At 53.0% G+C, this 18,124-nt stretch carries 13 protein-coding genes; 9 read left to right on the plus strand and 4 right to left on the minus strand.

Features of this window, described 5'->3' with window-relative positions; all coding sequences use genetic code 11:
* Positions 1 to 24: 24 nt before the first annotated feature.
* The 4 genes from pflA to ycaO form a co-directional block, all read right to left on the minus strand.
* A complete protein-coding gene (gene pflA, locus N2K86_RS07275) occupies positions 25 to 765 on the minus strand; it encodes a pyruvate formate lyase 1-activating protein (RefSeq protein ID WP_010429226.1) in 741 nt (246 codons plus the stop codon).
* Positions 766 to 968: 203 nt separating this feature from the next.
* On the minus strand, positions 969 to 3,251 hold the full coding sequence (gene pflB / locus N2K86_RS07280) for a formate C-acetyltransferase (RefSeq protein ID WP_089597765.1): 2,283 nt from the start codon (positions 3,249 to 3,251) through the stop codon (positions 969 to 971).
* A 51-nt stretch (positions 3,252 to 3,302) separates the two neighbouring features.
* Positions 3,303 to 4,160 (minus strand): formate transporter FocA, encoded by an 858-nt coding sequence (gene focA, locus N2K86_RS07285; RefSeq protein WP_260660985.1) that lies wholly within the window; start codon positions 4,158 to 4,160, stop codon positions 3,303 to 3,305.
* A gap of 404 nt (positions 4,161 to 4,564) precedes the next feature.
* Positions 4,565 to 6,325 (minus strand): 30S ribosomal protein S12 methylthiotransferase accessory factor YcaO, encoded by a 1,761-nt coding sequence (ycaO, locus tag N2K86_RS07290; protein ID WP_260660986.1) that lies wholly within the window; start codon positions 6,323 to 6,325, stop codon positions 4,565 to 4,567.
* Between the two features lie 127 nt (positions 6,326 to 6,452).
* On the opposite strand from ycaO, the gene N2K86_RS07295 reads away from it, so the two are divergent.
* From N2K86_RS07295 to lpxK, 9 genes are all read left to right on the plus strand, one after another.
* Positions 6,453 to 7,145 (plus strand): DUF421 domain-containing protein, encoded by a 693-nt coding sequence (locus N2K86_RS07295; RefSeq protein ID WP_260660987.1) that lies wholly within the window; start codon positions 6,453 to 6,455, stop codon positions 7,143 to 7,145.
* Positions 7,146 to 7,307: 162 nt separating this feature from the next.
* On the plus strand, positions 7,308 to 8,396 hold the full coding sequence (serC, locus tag N2K86_RS07300; protein ID WP_260660988.1) for a 3-phosphoserine/phosphohydroxythreonine transaminase: 1,089 nt from the start codon (positions 7,308 to 7,310) through the stop codon (positions 8,394 to 8,396).
* Between the two features lie 68 nt (positions 8,397 to 8,464).
* Entirely contained in the window at positions 8,465 to 9,748 is a 1,284-nt protein-coding gene (gene aroA / locus N2K86_RS07305; RefSeq protein WP_260660989.1) for a 3-phosphoshikimate 1-carboxyvinyltransferase, read from the plus strand.
* A gap of 185 nt (positions 9,749 to 9,933) precedes the next feature.
* Positions 9,934 to 10,617 carry a (d)CMP kinase gene (cmk, locus tag N2K86_RS07310; RefSeq protein ID WP_010429248.1) on the plus strand — a complete coding sequence of 228 codons (684 nt, stop codon included), beginning with the start codon at positions 9,934 to 9,936 and terminating at the stop codon, positions 10,615 to 10,617.
* 111 nt (positions 10,618 to 10,728) lie between these two features.
* A complete protein-coding gene (rpsA, locus tag N2K86_RS07315) occupies positions 10,729 to 12,402 on the plus strand; it encodes a 30S ribosomal protein S1 (RefSeq protein WP_010429251.1) in 1,674 nt (557 codons plus the stop codon).
* Positions 12,403 to 12,572: 170 nt separating this feature from the next.
* Entirely contained in the window at positions 12,573 to 12,860 is a 288-nt protein-coding gene (gene ihfB, locus N2K86_RS07320; RefSeq protein WP_003858233.1) for an integration host factor subunit beta, read from the plus strand.
* A gap of 213 nt (positions 12,861 to 13,073) precedes the next feature.
* Positions 13,074 to 15,338, plus strand: a complete 2,265-nt coding sequence (locus tag N2K86_RS07325) for a ComEC family protein (RefSeq protein ID WP_260660990.1) — start codon at positions 13,074 to 13,076, stop codon at positions 15,336 to 15,338.
* Positions 15,339 to 15,374: 36 nt separating this feature from the next.
* Positions 15,375 to 17,126: a lipid A ABC transporter ATP-binding protein/permease MsbA gene (gene msbA, locus N2K86_RS07330; RefSeq protein WP_260660991.1), complete on the plus strand. Its 1,752-nt coding sequence runs from the start codon at positions 15,375 to 15,377 to the stop codon at positions 17,124 to 17,126.
* The gene (gene lpxK / locus N2K86_RS07335; protein ID WP_260660992.1) at positions 17,123 to 18,100 is read left to right on the plus strand and encodes a tetraacyldisaccharide 4'-kinase; all 978 of its coding nucleotides are present in this window, start codon (positions 17,123 to 17,125) and stop codon (positions 18,098 to 18,100) included. Before msbA ends, lpxK begins: the two co-directional genes overlap by 4 nt.
* Positions 18,101 to 18,124 lie beyond the last annotated feature (24 nt).

An 18,124-nucleotide genomic window follows, 5' to 3' on the forward strand; every position in this document is an offset into this window, starting at 1 on the left:
GGCCCGGTGAAACCGGGCCTTTCTTTAATACATCACCTTGTGGCCGTACTGTTCAAGAATACCTTTGACGCGTTCCATGGTCTCTTTTTTCGGCGGCTTCACGCCATCAAGCTTATATTCTTCGCCCATCGCCACCCACTTATGTTTACCGAGTTCGTGATAGGGCAGAAGCTCAATTTTCTCGACGTTGCCCATATCGCGGGTGAATTCCCCCAGGCGGTGCGCAGAATCATCATCATCTGACCAACCCGGCACTACCACGTAGCGGATCCAGGTTTTGATGCCTTTATCGGCAATGTATTTGGCAAATTCCAGCGTGCGATGGTTGGAGACGCCAACCAGGTTCTGGTGGATCTCATCATTCATCTGTTTGAGATCGAGCATGACCAGATCGGTCACTTCGAGCAGTTCATCAATAACCGGATCGTAGCGGCGTACAAAGCCATTAGTGTCGAGACAGGTATGGATGCCTTCCTTGCGGCAGGCACGGAACCAGTCCCGGACAAATTCAGCCTGCAGAATGGCTTCACCGCCGGACGCCGTCACGCCGCCGCCGGACGCGTTCATAAAGTGGCGGTAGGTCACCACCTCTTTCATCAGATCTTCAACGGTCACTTCTTTACCGCCGTGGGTATCCCAGGTGTCACGGTTATGGCAGTAGAGGCAGCGCATCAGGCAGCCCTGGAAAAAGGTGATAAAGCGGATACCCGGGCCATCGACGGTGCCACAGGATTCAAAGGAGTGAATGCGACCAATAATTGACATTGCGGTGATATCTCCAGCATCGGCCCGTCCGGGACCTGAGTATGCACAGCTCAAAACCGGCTGTGTTAAGTCTGTTTTGGCTGTTATCCATCAAGTATAGATAGCGGACAAAAGAGACTGAGGCGGAGAGGGTGCTAAAAAGGCCCCACTTGCGTGGAGCCTTTATTGTACGCTTTTTAACGCGTTATTTCAGTCAATTCCAGTTAAATGGACTGAGTGAAAGTACGGGTGATAACGTCCTGCTGCTGTTCTTTAGTCAGGGAGTTAAAACGTACTGCGTAGCCAGATACGCGGATGGTCAGCTGAGGATATTTCTCAGGGTGTTCCATCGCGTCGAGCAGCATTTCACGGTTCATCACGTTCACGTTCAGGTGCTGACCACCTTCGATGGACGCTTCGTGGTGGAAGTAACCATCCATCAGACCCGCGAGGTTAGTTTTACGCACTTCGTCGTCTTTACCCAGCGCGTTTGGCACGATAGAGAAGGTGTAAGAAATACCATCTTTCGCGTAAGCAAACGGCAGTTTAGCAACGGAGGTCAGAGAGGCAACAGCACCTTTCTGGTCACGACCGTGCATTGGGTTAGCACCTGGGCCGAATGGCGCGCCAGCACGACGACCATCTGGGGTGTTACCGGTTTTCTTACCATACACAACGTTAGAGGTGATGGTCAGAACAGACTGAGTCGGGATAGCGTTACGGTAAGTGGTCAGTTTCTGAATTTTCTTCATGAAACGTTCTACCAGGTCAACCGCCATGTCATCAACGCGAGAGTCGTTGTTACCAAACTGCGGGTATTCACCTTCGATTTCGAAGTCTACAGCCAGGCCGTCTTCGTCACGAATTGGTTTAACTTTCGCATATTTGATTGCAGACAGGGAGTCAGCAGCAACGGACAGACCAGCGATACCACACGCCATAGTGCGGACAACGTCACGGTCGTGCAGCGCCATCAGAGAGGCTTCGTAGCTGTACTTGTCGTGCATGTAGTGGATAACGTTCAGTGCAGTGACGTACTGTTTAGCCAGCCAGTCCATGAAGTGATCCATGCGGTCCATCACTTCGTCGAAGTTCAGAACGTCGCCTTTGATCGGCTCAGACTTAGGACCAACCTGCATTTTCAGTTTTTCATCAACGCCGCCGTTGATTGCGTACAGCATGGTTTTCGCCAGGTTTGCACGCGCACCGAAGAACTGCATTTGTTTACCAACAACCATTGGGCTTACGCAGCAAGCGATAGCGTAATCGTCGTTGTTGAAGTCCGGACGCATCAGGTCATCGTTCTCGTACTGCAGAGAAGAAGTGTCGATGGACACTTTAGCGGCGAATTTCTTGAAGTTCAGAGGCAGTTTTTCAGACCACAGAACGGTGATGTTCGGCTCCGGAGAAGGACCCATGGTGTACAGGGTATTCAGGAAGCGGAAGCTGTTTTTGGTTACCAGAGTACGGCCGTCAACGCCCATACCGCCGATTGATTCTGTTGCCCAGATTGGGTCACCGGAGAACAGCTCATCGTATTCAGGGGTACGCAGGAAGCGAACCATACGCAGTTTCATGACCAGATGGTCAATCATTTCCTGAGCGTCTTGCTCGGTGATTTTGCCTGCTTTGATATCACGTTCGATGTACGCATCCAGGAAGGTGGATACGCGACCGAAGGACATTGCTGCACCGTTCTGAGACTTAACCGCGGCCAGGTAGCCGAAGTAGGTCCACTGGATAGCTTCCTGAGCGTTGGTAGCAGGACCAGAGATATCGCAGCCATATTTAGCAGCCATCTCTTTGATCTGGCCCAGTGCGCGGTGCTGTTCAGCGATTTCTTCGCGCAGACGGATAGTCGCTTCCAGGTTTACGCCGTTTTCCAGGTCAGACTGCAGGGAAACGAACTGTGCGTATTTGTCTTTCAGCAGGAAGTCGATACCGTACAGCGCAACGCGACGGTAGTCACCGATGATACGGCCACGGCCATACGCATCTGGCAGACCGGTCAGAACGCCAGATTTACGGCAGTTCAGAATGTCTTTGGTGTAAACATCGAATACACCCTGGTTGTGGGTTTTGCGGTATTCGGTGAAGATTTTTTTCAGCATTGGGTCCAGCTCGCGGTTATACGCTTTGCAGGAACCTTCAACCATTTTGATGCCACCGAACGGGATGATTGCGCGTTTCAGTGGTGCTTCAGTCTGCAGACCAACGATTTTCTCAAGGGCTTTGTTGATGTAGCCAGCATCGTGAGAAGTGATGGTGGAAGCAACGGAGGTGTCAAAATCAACTGGCGCGTGAGTGCGGTTTTCCAGTTTAACGCCTTCCATTACGCTGTCCCACAGCTTGGTGGTCGCGTCAGTTGCGCCAGCCAGGAAGGATTCGTCACCTTCATACGGGGTATAGTTTTTCTGAATGAAGTCACGTACGTTTACTTCATTCTGCCAGTCACCTTTCGCAAAACCTTCCCAGGCTGTGGCTAACTTTTCATTAAGCTCGGACATGTAACACCTACCTTCTTAAGTGGATTTTTTATTTACTGCCTGAGACAACCCTTAATGATGGTCGTCGCCACGCAGGTAAATGACCCAGTATGTCAACCCAACTAACAGACCCCCACCGATAATGTTCCCGATAGTGACAGGGATCAGGTTATCAGTAATGAAGTTCATGATAGTCAAGTGAGAGAAACTTTCCGGATTTGAACCAATCGCAGTCCAGAACTCCGGGCTCGCAAAGTTGCGGATAACAATCCCCATTGGGATCATGAACATATTCGCAATACTGTGCTCGAAGCCGCTGGCAACAAACATCGCAACCGGCAGAACCATAATCATGGCTTTGTCCATCAGGCTACGACCCGAGTAGCTCATCCAGACGGCCAGGCAGACCATCAGGTTTGCGAGGATGCCGAGAGCAACAGCTTCGATAAATGTATGATGCATTTTGTGGTCAGCGGTTTGCAGGACGTTTAGCCCCCAGCCACCGTTGGCGGTCATGTACTCGCCAGAGAGCCACATCAACAGAACAAAGAGCAGACAGCCAATCAGGTTACCAACATAGACGTTTAGCCAGTTGCGCGCCAGTTGACCCCAGGTAATTCTTCCGCTGGCTTTCGCCACAACAATCAGCACCGTAGAGGTGAAGAGGTCGGCGCCGCAGATGACGCAAAGAATCAGACCCAGCGAGAAGCAAATGCCGCCAATCAGTTTGGCCATGCCGAAAGGCATCCCGGCAGTACCGGTGGTGGCAGTGATGTAGAAGACGAAAGCGATTGAGATGAACACACCGGCCGTGATCGCCAGATAGAACGTCTTCATCGGGTGTTTCGTTGCTTTATAGACACCTGCTTCTTCGGCAACTTTTGCCATTGCAGCTGGGAGTAAAAGATCAAAAGGGTTGTCAGCTTTCACACTAACTCTCTCTTTATTAAGTCGGCGACGAGATACTAACAAAGCATTATAGAAGAGAAATTGATATAGATCATATCTCGCCTGGCTTATAGGCCCGCAGTGTGTATGGATTTACAGCGAATGCGGAGTAAGTATTTGATTATCCGTATAAAAATAAATTTTAAAAGTTATGAAAAGAGTTGAATTATTTCGTTTGGCCTCCCGAAAACAGTTAATTAATATGGAGTATTTACCATAAAAAGTAACAATAAAGCGTGGGTAAATATTATTATATTCACCCATATTTAACTTTATTATTACAATCAACAGTCATTGCCGAAAAAATAAAAAACGGGGCAATGAAATTGCCCCGTAATATAGCCCAGACGATTGAATACGCCTACATCTGGTAATGTTATGTGCGCTTATTTTGACCAGTAAGCGGCTTTCGCCTTCTGTAATTTTTCATACGCTTTCAGCAGCGACTGATGCGCCGGGAAGGCTTTCAGATCGCTATCAACAGCCTGCAGGCCATAGAATGGCGCTTCGCCGCTCAGCGCCGCGCTGGCTGCTTCGACCGCGTCTGCACCGTACATACGAACAAAGGCATTCAGGTACTGCAGAGGTTCACGATCCTCTTCCTGCGCGAGCAGCAACAGCGTCTGAAGACAGCGGTAGTAGTTGGTGCGCTCGGCTGAGAAGACGGACTGGTTGAACTCCATGGTCCACTCGGTCCAGGCCAGGGCCTGATCCAGATCGCCACCCGCGAGAGCCAGCATCGCTTTCAACTCACCAATACGCAGGGTGTACCAGCCGTTGTCTTTACCGGTCGCCAGACCCAGCAGTTCACGCACGCGGGTGAAGTCATCGTGACCTTCCTCATCCAGTTGGGCGATCAGGTTCAGATAATCTTCTTTTTCCCACTCGCTGCCCGGCAGAGCCAGCAGCGTTTCGCGCAGGTGCGCGCCCATGCTGTTATTTGCCAGCCACAGATCTTCAGCCGGGTAGATGTCGGACATGCCCGGAACAATAATGCGGCACGCGTAGACGCCGAGGTGTTCGTAGTCAGCAATATAGACGTCCTGGTCTTCCGCTTTGAAGATTGCCATCAGCGTGGCGAACTCTTCTTCCGTGGTACCGGCAAAACTCCAGTCCACGAACGGATAGTCTGCATCCTGCTTAAACATGTCCCAGGAGATCAAACCGCTGGAGTCGATGAAGTGGGTTTCGAGGTTGGTATGCTCGGCCACTTCTTCATCGTCAAAGGTTGGTGGGGTGAACACGTCGAGATCTTTCAGGCTACGGCCCTGCAGCAGCTCGGTGACGGTACGCTCCAGCGCCACGCCGAAGTCCGGGTGCGCGCCGAAGGAGGCGAAGCAGGTACCGTTGGTTGGGTTAAACAGCACCACGCAGATAACGGGATATTTGCCGCCCAGCGAGCCGTCATAGGCAAAGATTGGGAAACCTTCTGCTTCCAGCTTAGCGATGGATTCCACCACGCCCGGATAGCGCGCCAGCACGTCTGCCGGAATTTCAGGCAGGCTAATGGATTCGGCGATGATGCGGTTTTTGATGTGACGTTCGAAGACTTCAGACAGACCCTGCACGCGCGCTTCATTGCGGGTGTTACCGGCGGACATACCGTTAGACACATACAGGTTACCGACGATGTTCATCGGGATGTAAACGGTCTTTTCGTCAGACTGGCGGGTAAACGGCAGGGCGCAGATACCGCGATCCTCATTACCGGACTGCAGATCGATCAGCATGCTGGCAGTCAGTTCGTTATCTGGATCGTAGAACGCACGCAGGCGTGCGTCGAGAATGCCTTCCGGCAGTTCGTCATCTTCGGTCAGCGGGAACCATTTTTCGTTCGGATAGTGAACGAACGGGCCATTAGCGATGGTTTCGCCCAGCCAGAAGTCAGCGAAGAAATAGTTAGTGGACAGACGCTCAAAATACTCACCCAGCGCAGAGGCCAGTGCCGCTTTTTTTGTTGCGCCTTTACCGTTGGTGAAGCACAGGGCACAGTCTTTATCGCGAATATGCACGGACCAGACATGCGGCACCGGATTGAGCCAGGAGGCTTCTTCGATATTAAAGCCCAGGTCGGTCAGTTTCTGCTGGAAGCGAGCGATGGAATCTTCCAGTGCGGCGTCTTTGCCGGGGATAAACGTTTGAGTCATGGCGTTCACTTTTATCGTACGTAAAGCGCGCAATGATACGGGTTTTGCGTGACGGGTGCTATCTCCGGCGAAAATAAAAGCCTGAGCTATGCTTATAGCCAGTAACCTACTGTTAAGGCATAGAAAAATGAAAGCTTTCGATCTCCAGCGGATGGCGTTTGATAAAGTCCCTCCCGAGTTTTTAGGCGAAGTCGCGCTGCGCAGCCTGTATACCTTTGTACTGGTCTTCCTGTTTCTCAAGATAACCGGCCGTCGCGGCGTGAGGCAGATGTCGCTCTTTGAAGTGTTGATTATCCTGACGCTGGGATCGGCGGCGGGAGATGTCGCGTTTTACGACGATGTGCCGATGGTGCCGGTGTTTATCGTTTTTGTCTCACTGGCGCTTCTTTACCGTCTTGTGATGTGGCTGATGTCGAAAAGCGAAAAGCTGGAAGATTTTTTCGAAGGAAAGCCGGTGGTCATTGTGGAAGACGGGCAGCTAGCCTGGGAAAACGTGCAAAGCGCCAATATGACCGAATTTGAGTTCTTTATGGAGCTGCGTCTGAATAGCGTTGAACAGCTCGGTCAGGTGCGGCTGGCGATCATGGAAACCAACGGGCAGATCAGCGTCTATTACTATGCTGACGATGACGTTAAGCCCGGCCTGTGTATCCTGCCGGATATGTTGATAGAGAGGTTCAAGGTTGTACCTGAAACAGGGGAGTATGCTTGCATAAAATGTAGTCATGTTGTGGGAATGCATGCGGGCGATCGTCAATTGTGCCCCCGCTGTGCAAATCCGGAATGGACGAAGGTTAGCCGAGCCAAACGTATCACCTGACAGCCATTTTGTCGGTTTTGTGACGGCGAGGTGGTAGATTGTATTGTGTGACGATGAGCACATTTTCCCGGTCAAAAGTTTTAGACATTGCGGCGCGTGTCACTGAATGATAAAACCGATATCCACAGTTATAACTTATGGCTTTTAGCGTGGTGAGGGGAAATGGCTCAAGTCTTTAATTTCAGTTCAGGTCCGGCAATGTTACCGGCAGACGTGCTTAAACAGGCTCAACAGGAGCTGTGTGACTGGAACGGTCTGGGTACGTCGGTGATGGAAGTTAGCCACCGTGGTAAAGAGTTTATTCAGGTGGCTGAAGAGGCAGAAAAGGATTTTCGCGATCTGCTGAACATTCCCTCGAACTACAAAGTATTGTTCTGCCACGGCGGTGGGCGCGGTCAGTTTGCCGGTATCCCGCTCAACCTGCTTGGAGACAAAACTACCGCTGATTATGTGGACGCGGGCTACTGGGCGGCCAGCGCTGTCAAAGAAGCGCATAAGTACTGCACGCCAAATGTCATCGACGCCAAAGTGACCGTTGACGGCCTGCGCGGCGTTAAGCCGATGAGAGAGTGGCAAGTTTCTGATAACGCAGCCTATCTCCACTACTGTCCGAATGAAACCATTGACGGTATCGCCATCCACGAAGAGCCAAACTTTGGTGAAAACGTGGTTGTTACCGCGGACTTCTCTTCGACCATTCTTTCCACGCCGCTGGATGTTAGCCGTTACGGTGTGATCTACGCCGGCGCACAGAAAAATATCGGCCCTGCAGGGCTGACTATCGTAATTGTGCGTGAAGACCTGCTGGGCAAAGCACACAAATCCTGCCCGTCGATTCTCGATTACACCGTGTTGAACGATAACGATTCTATGTTCAACACGCCACCCACGTTTGCCTGGTACCTTTCCGGCCTGGTCTTCAAATGGCTGAAGCAAAACGGCGGCGTGGCGCAGATGGATAAGGTTAACCAGCAGAAGGCTGAACTGCTGTATGGCGTGATCGACAAGAGCGATTTCTACCGTAACGATGTGGCCATCGCTAACCGTTCCCGTATGAACGTGCCGTTCCAGCTGGCCGACAGCAATTTGGATAAAATCTTCCTGGATGAGTCCTTCGCTGCGGGTCTGCACGCGCTGAAAGGCCACCGTGTGGTGGGCGGCATGCGTGCCTCCATCTATAACGCTATGCCGCTTGAAGGCGTCAAAGCGCTGACCGATTTCATGATCGACTTCGAACGTCGTCACGGTTAATTTGCTGTTATTCACCCCCGCAGCATCCCTGCGGGGTTTTTATTATGTTGAGTTGAGAGTTTAGTTTCATGGAATCCCTGACGTTACAACCTATCGCGCGGGTAGATGGCACCATCAATCTGCCTGGTTCAAAAAGTGTCTCGAACCGCGCTCTGCTGCTGGCAGCTCTGGCAAACGGCACCACCGTCCTCACAAACCTGCTGGACAGCGATGACGTACGCCATATGCTCAATGCGCTGAAAGCGTTGGGCGTTCATTACACTCTCTCTGACGATCGTACCCGTTGTGAAGTCACCGGCAACGGTGGCGCATTACGTTCCGCTGAAGAGCTTGAGCTGTTTCTGGGTAATGCGGGTACCGCGATGCGTCCGCTGGCGGCAGCCCTGTGTCTGGGCAGCAACAATATTGTGCTGACCGGCGAACCGCGTATGAAAGAGCGTCCGATTGGCCATCTGGTCGATGCCCTGCGACAGGGCGGCGCGCAGATTGACTATCTTGAGCAGGAAAATTATCCACCACTGCGTCTGCGCGGAGGTTTTACCGGCGGTAACGTCGAGGTGGACGGCAGCGTTTCCAGCCAATTCCTGACGGCACTGCTGATGACCGCGCCGCTGGCACCGCAGGATACGGTTATTAGCATCAAGGGCGACCTGGTTTCTAAACCGTACATTGATATCACGCTGCACCTGATGAAAACCTTCGGCGTTGAGGTGGAAAACCAGTCTTATCAGCGCTTCGTGGTGCGCGGCGCGCAGCAGTACCAGTCTCCGGGCAACTACCTGGTTGAGGGGGATGCGTCATCCGCGTCCTATTTCCTTGCCGCGGGGGCGATTAAAGGCGGTACGGTAAAAGTGACCGGCATTGGGCGCAACAGCGTGCAGGGCGACATCCGTTTCGCTGACGTGCTGGAAAAAATGGGCGCGGTTGTCACCTGGGGTGATGACTTCATCTCCTGTACACACGGCGAGCTGAACGCCATCGACATGGACATGAACCATATCCCGGATGCGGCGATGACCATCGCCACGGCGGCGCTGTTTGCCACAGGGACCACCACGCTGCGTAATATCTACAACTGGCGCGTAAAAGAGACGGACCGCCTGTTCGCGATGGCGACCGAGTTGCGTAAAGTCGGCGCGGAGGTGGAAGAGGGCGAAGACTACATTCGCGTGACCCCGCCGGCAAAACTGCAGTTTGCGGAAATCGGCACCTATAACGACCACCGTATGGCGATGTGCTTCTCGCTGGTGGCGTTGTCCGACACGCCTGTGACCATTCTTGATCCGAAATGTACGGCGAAAACGTTCCCGGACTACTTCGAACAGCTGGCGCGCATTAGCACACTTGCCTGATACCCTCATGCCGCATCATCCGATGCGGCATTTCCTTACGCTTCCTGACGAACATTCCCGCTCATTTCTTCTACACTCTGCTTCTATCGTTCTGTAATTTGCACGCAAAGGTAACAGTTGTGCACGTTGGCGCGTATAATGCGCGGCGTTCATGTAAACGGTATGCCTTATTTAAGGAGAAAAAGATGACGGCACTTGCCCCGGTAATCACCATTGATGGGCCTAGTGGCGCAGGGAAAGGTACTCTGTGCAAAGCGATGGCAGAAGCATTGCAATGGCATCTTTTAGATTCGGGAGCAATCTATCGCGTGCTGGCTCTGGCTGCGCTGCATCATCATGTGGATGTAGCCTCTGAAGAAGCGCTGGTACCGCTGGCTGCGCATCTGGATGTGCGTTTTGTTTCGACTGATGGCAACCTTGAAGTGATCCTGGAAGGAGAGGACGTCAGCGGGGAAATTCGTACTCAGGAAGTCGCTAACGCGGCCTCCCAGGTCGCGGCCTTCCCGCGCGTTCGCGAAGCCTTGCTGCGCCGCCAGCGTGGTTTCCGTGAAGCCCCAGGTCTGATCGCCGACGGACGCGATATGGGAACGGTGGTATTCCCTGATGCGCCAGTGAAAATTTTCCTCGACGCCTCTTCGGAAGAACGTGCGCAACGCCGCATGCTTCAGTTGCAGGAAAAGGGGTTTAGTGTTAACTTTGATCGCCTTTTATCCGAGATAAAAGAGCGCGATGACCGCGATCGTAACCGCGCCGTCGCCCCACTTGTTCCTGCAGAAGATGCATTAGTGCTGGATTCAACCAGTTTAACTATTGAGCAAGTGATTGAAAAAGCGCTACAATATGCGCGCCAAAAACTGGCACTCGCGTAATCGCGACCGATTTAGCAGTACCCCCGCTGCAATGGATTGACGGCGGGTATGTGAAACAACCCCATCCGGCACGGAGCCAGGTGGACGTTAATATTAACCTGAAGATTAAACATGACTGAATCTTTTGCTCAACTATTTGAAGAATCCTTAAAAACAATCGAAACCCGTCCGGGTTCCATCGTTCGTGGTGTTGTTGTTGCTATCGACAAAGACGTAGTACTGGTTGACGCCGGTCTGAAATCTGAGTCCGCCATTCCGGCAGAGCAGTTCAAAAACGCCCAGGGCGAGCTGGAAATCCAGGTTGGTGACGAAGTTGACGTTGCTCTGGATGCAGTAGAAGACGGCTTCGGTGAAACCCTGCTGTCCCGTGAGAAAGCTAAACGTCACGAAGCTTGGATCACGCTGGAAAAAGCTTACGAAGAAGCTGAAACTGTGGTCGGTGTTATCAACGGCAAAGTTAAAGGCGGCTTCACTGTTGAGCTGAATGGTATTCGTGCGTTCCTGCCAGGTTCACTGGTAGACGTTCGTCCAGTCCGTGACACCCTGCACCTCGAAGGCAAAGAGCTTGAGTTCAAAGTAATCAAGCTGGACCAGAAGCGTAACAACGTTGTTGTATCCCGTCGTGCCGTTATCGAATCCGAAAACAGCGCAGAACGCGATCAGCTGCTGGAAAACCTGCAGGAAGGCATGGAAGTCAAAGGTATCGTTAAGAACCTCACTGACTACGGCGCATTCGTTGACCTGGGCGGCGTTGATGGCCTGCTGCACATCACCGACATGGCGTGGAAACGCGTTAAGCACCCAAGCGAAATCGTGAACGTGGGCGACGAAATCACTGTTAAAGTGCTGAAGTTCGACCGCGAGCGTACTCGTGTATCCCTCGGCCTGAAACAGCTGGGCGAAGATCCATGGGTAGCTATCGCTAAGCGTTACCCAGAAGGTACTAAACTGACTGGTCGCGTTACCAACCTGACTGACTACGGCTGCTTCGTTGAAATCGAAGAAGGCGTTGAAGGCCTGGTGCACGTTTCCGAAATGGACTGGACCAACAAAAACATCCACCCATCCAAAGTTGTTAACGTTGGTGATGTAGTGGAAGTGATGGTTCTGGATATCGACGAAGAACGTCGTCGTATCTCCCTGGGCCTGAAACAGTGCAAAAACAACCCATGGCAGCAGTTCGCGGAAACCCACAACAAGGGCGACCGTGTTGAAGGTAAAATCAAGTCTATCACTGACTTCGGTATCTTCATCGGCCTGGACGGCGGCATCGATGGCCTGGTTCACCTGTCTGACATCTCCTGGAACGTTGCAGGCGAAGAAGCAGTACGTGAATACAAAAAAGGCGACGAAATCGCTGCAGTTGTTCTGCAGGTTGACGCAGAGCGTGAGCGTATCTCCCTGGGCGTTAAACAGCTCGCAGAAGATCCGTTCAACAACTGGGTTGCACTGAACAAGAAAGGCGCAATCGTAAACGGTAAAGTGACTGCAGTTGACGCTAAAGGCGCAACCGTAGAGCTGGCTGACGGCGTTGAAGGTTACCTGCGCGCTTCCGAAGCTTCACGTGACCGCGTTGAAGATGCCACTCTGGTTCTGAGCGTTGGCGACGACGTTGAAGCTAAGTTCACCGGTGTTGACCGTAAGAACCGCGCAATCAGCCTGTCTGTTCGTGCTAAAGACGAAGCTGATGAGAAAGATGCAATCGCAACTGTTAACAAACAGGAAGATGCAAACTTCTCTAACAACGCAATGGCTGAAGCTTTCAAAGCAGCTAAAGGCGAGTAATATCAAGTTCTCACCATCATTTACGCTGTAACACATTTACAGCGAGAAGGATGAGGAGCAGACTTGACAGATTGCAGGATTCGTCCTGTAATCAATAACAAAGGGCGGCTACGGCCGCCCTTGTTTAATGAGCTGTTCAGCTAATTGGTTTGAAAGGAACCGGAGGAATCATGACCAAGTCAGAATTGATTGAAAGACTTGCCAGTCAGCAACCGCACATCCCTGCAAAGGCTGTGGAAGATGCTGTTAAAGAGATGCTGGAGCATATGGCCACCACTCTTGCCCAGGGCGAGCGCATTGAAATCCGCGGTTTCGGTAGTTTTTCTCTGCACTATCGTGCTCCACGTACCGGGCGTAACCCGAAGACTGGCGATAAAGTTGAGCTGGAAGGCAAGTACGTTCCGCACTTTAAGCCGGGCAAAGAACTGCGCGATCGCGCCAATATTTACGGCAACTGAGTTTTAGCCATCGTGGCTAAACTGGGTTTAAAAGAAAGCACCTGCGGGTGCTTTTTTTGTGCCTCTCGTCTGTGTTTTTGAATACGCCACGCATTTCCATTCTGGCTTTTCTGCAAACCGCTAAAAACGTTGCAGCGTCCGCCGTAACGCCATATTTCCCTCTCTGACGACACGCCACTCTCACGGCATACTGCCCGAAACAGGGAGGTATAAATGGGGATCCACATTGTCAGTGCTTGCGCCATTCTGGCCATTATTCAGCTCTATTGGTTACCTGTTTTACCGGAGCCAGAGAGCGTCCGAATGATGATTGCCGCAGGGATCGCGTTAGCCGCGCAGCAAAGAAGATGGCTAACGTTCTCAGGCATCGGGTTGCTCTTTTTCTGCTGGGGCGTATTAGCGGCGCAGGAGAGCGTTTGGCCCTTGAATCATCTCACGACAGGGCCGCAGCATGCGGAGGTGGTCATTACAGCAACCGACGGCGCAACAATGCATCAGGGAAACATTGTCAGCCTCAACGGAAAACGCTGGTGGGGCGTCACTGGGGTGACGCTGTATGGCAATTACCTGCCCCAAAAGGTGTGTGCCGGTCAACGCTGGGCTATGACGCTGCGTCTTAGAGCGGTACATGGTGAATTAAACGACGGTGGCTACGATTCGCAAAAAAATTCTTTTGCCCGACATCAAACGCTGAGCGGGCGTTTTACGCATGCTGAGGTTGTTGACGCACGCTGTAGCCTGCGTTCACGGTATCTGGGCTCACTGCAAAACGCACTTACAGCATACCAGTGGGGGCCGGTGATCCTTGGGCTGGGGATGGGGGAGCGCCTGAATGTACCGCACGAGATAAAAAATCTCATGCGCGAGACAGGAACAATACACCTGATGGCGATTTCGGGTCTGCACATCGCGCTGGCGGCGTCCATCGTCTGGTTACTGGCAAGAGGACTGCAATATTTCCTGCCGAGCCACGCTATCCATTGGCAGTTCCCCATGTTTGCAGGTCTGTGTTTTGCTGCTTTTTATGCATGGTTAACGGGGATGCAACCGCCCGCAATGCGCACGGTTGTCTCTCTCTCGGTGGTGGCTGCGCTGCGGATTAGCGGCCGTCAATGGTCTCCCTGGCAGATCTGGTTAGCCTGCGTGGCGGCAATTCTGATTTTTGATCCTGTTGCTGTTCTGTCGCAAAGTTTTGCGTTGTCGGCGTTTGCGGTCGCTGCATTAATTTTTTGGTACCAGTGGCTACCGCTTCCGAACGGGCACTGGAGCCGACGAATAAAACCTCTGGCAAATCTCATCCATCTGCAAACAGGGATGCTGTGCCTGCTGCTTCCGCTGCAGGTGCTGATATTTCATGGTTTCAGCCTGTCTTCATTCCTCGCGAATCTGTTTGCTGTTCCGCTGGTCACGTTTGTTTCCGTGCCGCTGATCCTTCTCGGTATGCTGCTCCATCTTTTCCCGCTGGCGTTACTGGAGAACGCTGTCTGGTATGCGGCCGATAAGTCTCTGGCAGGGTTATTCGGGTTGCTGACTCGCTTGCCGGACGGCTGGCAGGATGTCGATGAACGTTGGCAATATCTGACGCTGCTACCCTGGCTTGCCATTATCGGCTGGCGTTTTCGAAGCTGGAAAGTTCTACCAGCTGTTTGTCTGACAGCAAGTATTATGCTCGCACTTCCCTTGTGGCGAACGGATAAAACTGACAGCTGGACGCTGCACATGCTGGATGTCGGGCAGGGGCTGGCAATGGTGATTGAACGTCAGGGGAGGGCTATTTTGTACGATACCGGGCTGGCCTGGCCGGGGGGCGATAGCGGGCAGCAGTTGATCATTCCATGGTTACGCTGGCATCACCTTAAGCCAGAAGGGGTGATCCTGAGTCATGAGCATCTCGACCACGCGGGGGGGCTGACATCGCTGCAAAAAGCCTGGCCCGAAATGTGGGTCAGGAGTCCGCTGTACCAGGATGGACATCTTCCTTGTTTTCGAGGGCAGCGGTGGCAGTGGCAGGGGCTAACGTTCAGCGTTCACTGGCCGCCTGAAGAAGGGCACGCCAAAGGAAACAACCGCTCCTGCGTGGTTAAGATCGACGACGGTGAGCAGAGCATCCTGCTGACCGGGGATATTGAAGCACAGGCTGAAATGACAATGCTGAGCCACCGCTGGCGCTATCTTGCGTCTACACTCATTCAGGTACCTCATCATGGCAGCAACACCTCGTCTTCCATGCCGTTGGTGCAGCGTGCCGAAGGGAAAATAGCGCTGGCCTCTGCAGCCCGCTATAACGCGTGGCATTTTCCATCCGCGAAAGTGGTGCGACGCTACGGTAAAGAGGGATATACCTGGCTAGACACCCCTCATTCTGGACAAATATCGGTGACATTTTCACAACATAACAGGCAGATCCGACGCCTGCGAGAACACAATTTACCGCGTTGGTATCATCAGTGGTTTGGCGCGCCCGTAGATAACGGGTAGAATATGCGGCTATTTCAACAAATGCTGGTTTTTTGAATGCATAACGACAAAGATCTCTCCACGTGGCAAACGTTCCGCCGACTCTGGCCGATGATTGCCCCTTTCAAAGCAGGCTTGATCGTGGCGGGCGTAGCGTTAATCCTCAACGCGGCCAGCGATACTTTTATGCTATCGCTCCTCAAACCGTTACTGGATGACGGTTTTGGTAAAACGGATCGCTCAGTGCTGCTATGGATGCCGCTGGTGGTTATTGGGCTGATGATCTTACGCGGTATTTCCAGCTATATCTCCAGCTACTGTATCTCCTGGGTATCAGGAAAAGTGGTCATGGCCATGCGTCGCCGACTCTTCGGTCACATGATGGGCATGCCGGTCTCATTCTTTGATAAACAGTCTACGGGCACGCTGCTGTCACGTATTACCTACGATTCAGAGCAGGTGGCATCATCGTCCTCCAGCGCGCTGATTACCGTGGTCCGTGAAGGCGCATCGATTATCGGCCTGTTTATCATGATGTTCTATTACAGCTGGCAGCTGTCGCTTATCCTGATCGTGCTGGCACCGATTGTCTCCATTGCTATCCGCGTCGTCTCCAGGCGTTTCCGCAATATCAGTAAGAATATGCAGAATACGATGGGGCAGGTCACGACCAGCGCTGAACAGATGCTGAAAGGCCATAAAGAAGTGTTGATCTTTGGTGGTCAGGAAGTTGAAACCAAGCGCTTTGATAAGGTCAGCAATAAAATGCGTCTGCAGGGAATGAAAATGGTGTCGGCCTCCTCTATCTCCGACCCTATCATTCAGCTGATTGCCTCACTGGCACTGGCATTTGTTCTGTATGCAGCGAGCTTCCCGAGCGTAATGGAGACCCTGACAGCAGGGACCATCACCGTTGTATTCTCGTCCATGATTGCGCTGATGCGCCCGCTGAAATCCCTGACCAACGTGAACGCGCAGTTCCAGCGCGGGATGGCAGCATGCCAGACGTTGTTCAGCATTCTGGACTCCGAGCAGGAAAAAGATGAAGGTACGCGCGTGATTGAGCGTGCAAACGGAGACGTTGAATTCCGCAACGTGACCTTTACCTATCCAGGCCGCGAAGTGGCTGCGCTGCGTAATATCAACCTGAGGATTCCAGCAGGTAAAACCGTTGCGCTGGTGGGCCGTTCCGGCTCGGGTAAATCAACCATTGCCAGCCTGATGACGCGTTTCTACGACATTGATGAAGGCGAAATCCTGTTAGATGGACATGACCTGCGGGAGTATACCCTGCAGTCGCTGCGTAACCAGGTTGCACTGGTTTCTCAGAACGTGCATCTGTTCAACGATACGGTTGCCAACAACATCGCCTATGCGCGTACTGAAGAGTACAGCCGTGAGCAGATCGAGAATGCCGCACGCATGGCGTATGCGATGGACTTCATCAACAAGATGGATAACGGTCTGGATACCATCATTGGTGAAAACGGCGTGCTCCTTTCCGGTGGTCAGCGTCAGCGTATCGCCATTGCGCGTGCGCTGCTGCGCGATAGCCCAATCCTGATTCTGGATGAAGCGACGTCCGCGCTGGATACTGAATCTGAACGCGCTATTCAGTCAGCGCTGGACGAACTGCAGAAGAACCGTACCTCTCTGGTGATTGCGCACCGTCTGTCGACCATTGAACAGGCTGATGAAATCGTGGTTGTTGAAGACGGCGTGATTGTCGAGCGGGGTAGCCATGCCGATCTGCTCGCCCATCGTGGCGTCTACGCTCAGCTTCATAAGATGCAGTTCGGTCAACAATGATTGCGCGCATCTGGTCCGGTGAATCACCACTGTGGCGACTGCTTCTGCCGCTCTCCTGGCTGTATGGTCTGGTGAGCGGTGCCATTCGTCTGATGTACCGCCTGGGGCTGAAGCGCGCCTGGCGCGCACCGGTTCCGGTTGTGGTGGTCGGTAACCTGACCGCAGGTGGGAACGGCAAAACGCCGGTGGTGATCTGGCTGGTGGAGCAGTTGCAAAAACGCGGTATTCGCCCAGGGGTTGTATCGCGCGGCTATGGTGGTAAAGCGACGCACTATCCCCTTCTGCTTACGGCGGATACAACAACTGCCGAAGCGGGTGATGAACCTGTCCTGATCTCTCAGCGGACAGGTGTGCCGGTTGCGGTCTCACCGGTGCGCAGCGACGCCGTTCAGGCGCTTCTTGCCGGGCACGCGGTGGACATCATTATCACCGACGATGGCCTTCAGCATTACGCGCTAGCGCGTGATAAAGAGATTGTGGTCATCGACGGTGTGCGCCGTTTTGGCAACGGCTGGTGGCTGCCCGCCGGGCCGATGCGTGAACGCGCGTCGCGCCTTCAGTCCGTTGATGCGATCATTGTTAACGGTGGCCAGGCAAAGCCTGGGGAAATCCCTATGCATCTTCAGCCTGGCAGGGCGGTTAACCTGTTAACGGGCGAGCGTAAGGCGGTTGAACAACTGCCTGCGCTGGTGGCGATGGCGGGTATTGGCCACCCTCCGCGCTTCTTTGCGACGCTGGAGCAGTGCGGTGCCCGGCTGGAAAAACGCGTTCCGCTGGCCGACCACCAGGCGCTGGTGGAAGGTCAGGTAGACGCCCTGACCGTCCCCGGGCAGTCGCTGATCATGACCGAAAAAGATGCGGTGAAATGCCGCGCCTTTGCGAAAGATAACTGGTGGTATCTGCCGGTTGACGCTGAACTCAGCGGCGAGCAGCCGGAACACTTGCTCAAGGAACTGATTGCGTTGGTGCAGTAAAGGCTTACGCGGTTCTGGTGGTGC

Origin of the sequence: Enterobacter mori, from assembly GCF_025244905.1 — a bacterium.
GTDB classification, from domain to species: Bacteria; Pseudomonadota; Gammaproteobacteria; order Enterobacterales; family Enterobacteriaceae; genus Enterobacter; species Enterobacter mori_A.